This window comes from Ensifer sp. ENS11, from assembly GCF_014851895.1.
GTDB classification, from domain to species: domain Bacteria; phylum Pseudomonadota; class Alphaproteobacteria; order Rhizobiales; family Rhizobiaceae; genus Ensifer; species Ensifer canadensis.
In genome coordinates this window covers 1-3,704 of the sequence record NZ_JACVAN010000044.1, presented here as the reverse complement: position 1 = coordinate 3,704, position 3,704 = coordinate 1, and the positions used below count along the sequence as shown (strand labels likewise).

The 3,704-nt window shown below is 53.2% G+C and carries 2 rRNA genes; both read left to right on the top strand.

What is annotated here, in order from left to right:
- The first annotated feature begins 392 nt into the window (after positions 1–392).
- A 23S ribosomal RNA gene (locus tag IB264_RS34100) occupies positions 393–3,188 on the top strand.
- 122 nt (positions 3,189–3,310) lie between these two features.
- Positions 3,311–3,425, top strand: a 5S ribosomal RNA gene (gene rrf / locus IB264_RS34095).
- Positions 3,426–3,704: the final 279 nt, after the last annotated feature.

The following is a 3,704-nucleotide window of genomic DNA, read 5'->3' as shown; positions in this document are numbered from 1 at the left end:
GGTCTAGCCGACCGGATATGGAAGAGGGGCTGGAGGTAGGAAGGAAGCTTGTCTTATGGGCATGATCATTGTTTGGGTGTTCTTCGGAGCGCCCTTCTGGTGTTCGTGCCTGATTGGTGTTGCCTGACCGCGCATCACCGGACAGATCTCGAGAAGCTGGTCTTAAGACAGGCTGCAAGCGAACCGCTCGGCGTGGTTCCAATAAAGCAGGCCTGTCGAACACGTCGATGGCATCTGATTGGCTCGGTTGTAAAAGGTAACCGGGTTTTTGGAGTTTGACATTCAGGCGACCTGAGGGTTGTCCGGATTGCCAGATACAGCACCCCTTCGAGCGCAAGCGAGGAGGATAGGTTTGCTGGATCCAAATAAGGATGAGCATTGGCAATGAGAACGATCAAGTGAAAGAAGGGCATTTGGTGGATGCCTTGGCATGCACAGGCGATGAAGGACGTGATACGCTGCGATAAGCCGTGGGGAGCTGCGAATAAGCTTTGATCCATGGATCTCCGAATGGGGAAACCCACCTTAAATACTTGGAAAATTTAAGTCGTGCTTAGGTACGGCTTAGGTTTCCAAGTATTGTTTAAAGGTATCTTATTCTGAATACATAGGGGTAAGAAGCGAACGCAGGGAACTGAAACATCTAAGTACCTGCAGGAAAGGACATCAACCGAGACTCCGCAAGTAGTGGCGAGCGAACGCGGACCAGGCCAGTGGCACTGAGGAATAAAGTGGAACGACATGGAAAGGTCGGCCGTAGAGGGTGATAGCCCCTTACACGTAGAACACTCAGTGTCCTTGAGTAAGGCGGGACACGTGAAATCCTGTCTGAACATGGGGAGACCACTCTCCAAGCCTAAGTACTCGTGCATGACCGATAGCGAACAAGTACCGTGAGGGAAAGGTGAAAAGCACCCCGACAAGGGGAGTGAAATAGAACCTGAAACCGGATGCCTACAAACAGTCGGAGCCCGCAAGGGTGACGGCGTACCTTTTGTATAATGGGTCAACGACTTAGTGTGACGAGCAAGCTTAAGCCGATAGGTGAAGGCGCAGCGAAAGCGAGTCTGAACAGGGCGTTCAGTTCGTCGCATTAGACCCGAAACCGAGTGATCTAGCCATGAGCAGGTTGAAGGTTGGGTAACACCAACTGGAGGACCGAACCCGCATCTGTTGCAATAGATTGGGATGACTTGTGGCTAGGGGTGAAAGGCCAATCAAACTCGGAAATAGCTGGTTCTCCGCGAAAACTATTTAGGTAGTGCGTCGACCGAATACCCTCGGGGGTAGAGCACTGGATGGGCTATGGGGACTCACCGTCTTACTGATCCTAACCAAACTCCGAATACCGAGGAGTACTAGTCGGCAGACACACGGCGGGTGCTAACGTCCGTCGTGAAGAGGGCAACAACCCTGACCTCCAGCTAAGGTCCCCAAGTCATGGCTAAGTGGGAAAGGATGTGAGGATCCCAAAACAACCAGGATGTTGGCTTAGAAGCAGCCATCATTTAAAGAAAGCGTAACAGCTCACTGGTCTAATTAAGGGTCTTTGCGCCGAAAATGTAACGGGGCTAAAGCCATGCACCGAAGCTGAGGATACGTCGCAAGACGTGTGGTAGCGGAGCGTTCCGTAAGCCTGTGAAGGGATACCTGTGAGGGGTCCTGGAGGTATCGGAAGTGCGAATGTTGACATGAGTAACGATAAAGAGGGTGAGAGACCCTCTCGCCGAAAGACCAAGGGTTCCTGCTTAAAGTTAATCTGAGCAGGGTTAGCCGGCCCCTAAGACGAGGCGGACACGCGTAGTCGATGGGAACCACGTTAATATTCGTGGGCCTGGTGGTAGTGACGGATTGCTTAACTTGTACATTCTTATTGGATTGGGTGTGCAGGGACGCGGTTCCAGGAAATAGCTCCACCGTATAGACCGTACCCGAAACCGACACAGGTGGTCAGGTAGAGTATACCAAGGCGCTTGAGAGAACTATGCTGAAGGAACTCGGCAAATTGCACGCGTAACTTCGGAAGAAGCGTGACCCTTTTTGACGCAAGTCAGAAAGGGTGGCACAGACCAGGGGGTAGCGACTGTTTATCAAAAACACAGGGCTCTGCGAAGTCGCAAGACGACGTATAGGGTCTGACGCCTGCCCGGTGCTGGAAGGTTAAGAGGAGGGGTGCAAGCTCTGAATCGAAGCCCCAGTAAACGGCGGCCGTAACTATAACGGTCCTAAGGTAGCGAAATTCCTTGTCGGGTAAGTTCCGACCTGCACGAATGGCGTAACGACTTCCCCGCTGTCTCCAGCATAGACTCAGTGAAATTGAATTCCCCGTGAAGATGCGGGGTTCCTGCGGTCAGACGGAAAGACCCCGTGCACCTTTACTATAGCTTTACACTGGCATTCGTGTCGGCATGTGTAGGATAGGTGGTAGGCTTTGAAGCAGGGACGCCAGTTCTTGTGGAGCCATCCTTGAAATACCACCCTTATCGTCATGGATGTCTAACCGCGGTCCGTTATCCGGATCCGGGACAGTGTATGGTGGGTAGTTTGACTGGGGCGGTCGCCTCCGAAAGAGTAACGGAGGCGCGCGATGGTGGGCTCAGACCGGTCGGAAATCGGTCGTCGAGTGCAATGGCATAAGCCCGCCTGACTGCGAGACTGACAAGTCGAGCAGAGACGAAAGTCGGTCATAGTGATCCGGTGGTCCCGCGTGGAAGGGCCATCGCTCAACGGATAAAAGGTACGCCGGGGATAACAGGCTGATGACCCCCAAGAGTCCATATCGACGGGGTTGTTTGGCACCTCGATGTCGGCTCATCGCATCCTGGGGCTGGAGCAGGTCCCAAGGGTTTGGCTGTTCGCCAATTAAAGCGGTACGTGAGCTGGGTTCAGAACGTCGTGAGACAGTTCGGTCCCTATCTGCCGTGGGTGTAGGAATATTGACAGGATCTGTCCCTAGTACGAGAGGACCGGGATGGACATATCTCTGGTGGACCTGTTGTCCTGCCAAGGGCATAGCAGGGTAGCTATATATGGAATGGATAACCGCTGAAGGCATCTAAGCGGGAAACCAACCTGAAAACGAGTATTCCCTTGAGAACCGTGGAAGACTACCACGTTGATAGGCTGGGTGTGGAAGTGCGGCAACGCATGAAGCTTACCAGTACTAATCGTTCGATTGGCTTGATCGTTCCCATTGCTCATGCTCATCATTGATGAGCGACGTGTTCAAAACAAAACGAGGCGGTTTATCCTCCTCACCAGCTTCTCATTCGGTTTGCCCCAGCTAAGGGCAAATCTTGCGCTTTGCCGACCTGGTGGTTCTGGCGGGGTGGCTGCACCCGTTCCCATTCCGAACACGGCCGTGAAACGCCCCAGCGCCGATGGTACTTCGTCTTAAGACGCGGGAGAGTAGGTCGCTGCCAGGTCTGCAAAACGCAAGATAAAAAAACCGCCGCTCCCCTTCGAGGCATAGCCGAGAAGGACAAGGCAGCGGCGAAAACAAACCGAAAATCTTCTCTGAACAAACGCTCGGCCAAGCCGAAACGCAAGGGCCGCCTACAAGCGGCCTTTTTGCTTGGGTAAAATCAGAACGTCCCTTACGCGAGACAAATCCGTCGGATTTGCTCGGCACAGACCGTAAATCCCAAAGGGATTTACCTTATCGCGATAAACCGCACAGCGGTTTACGCACCGGATAAACCGCA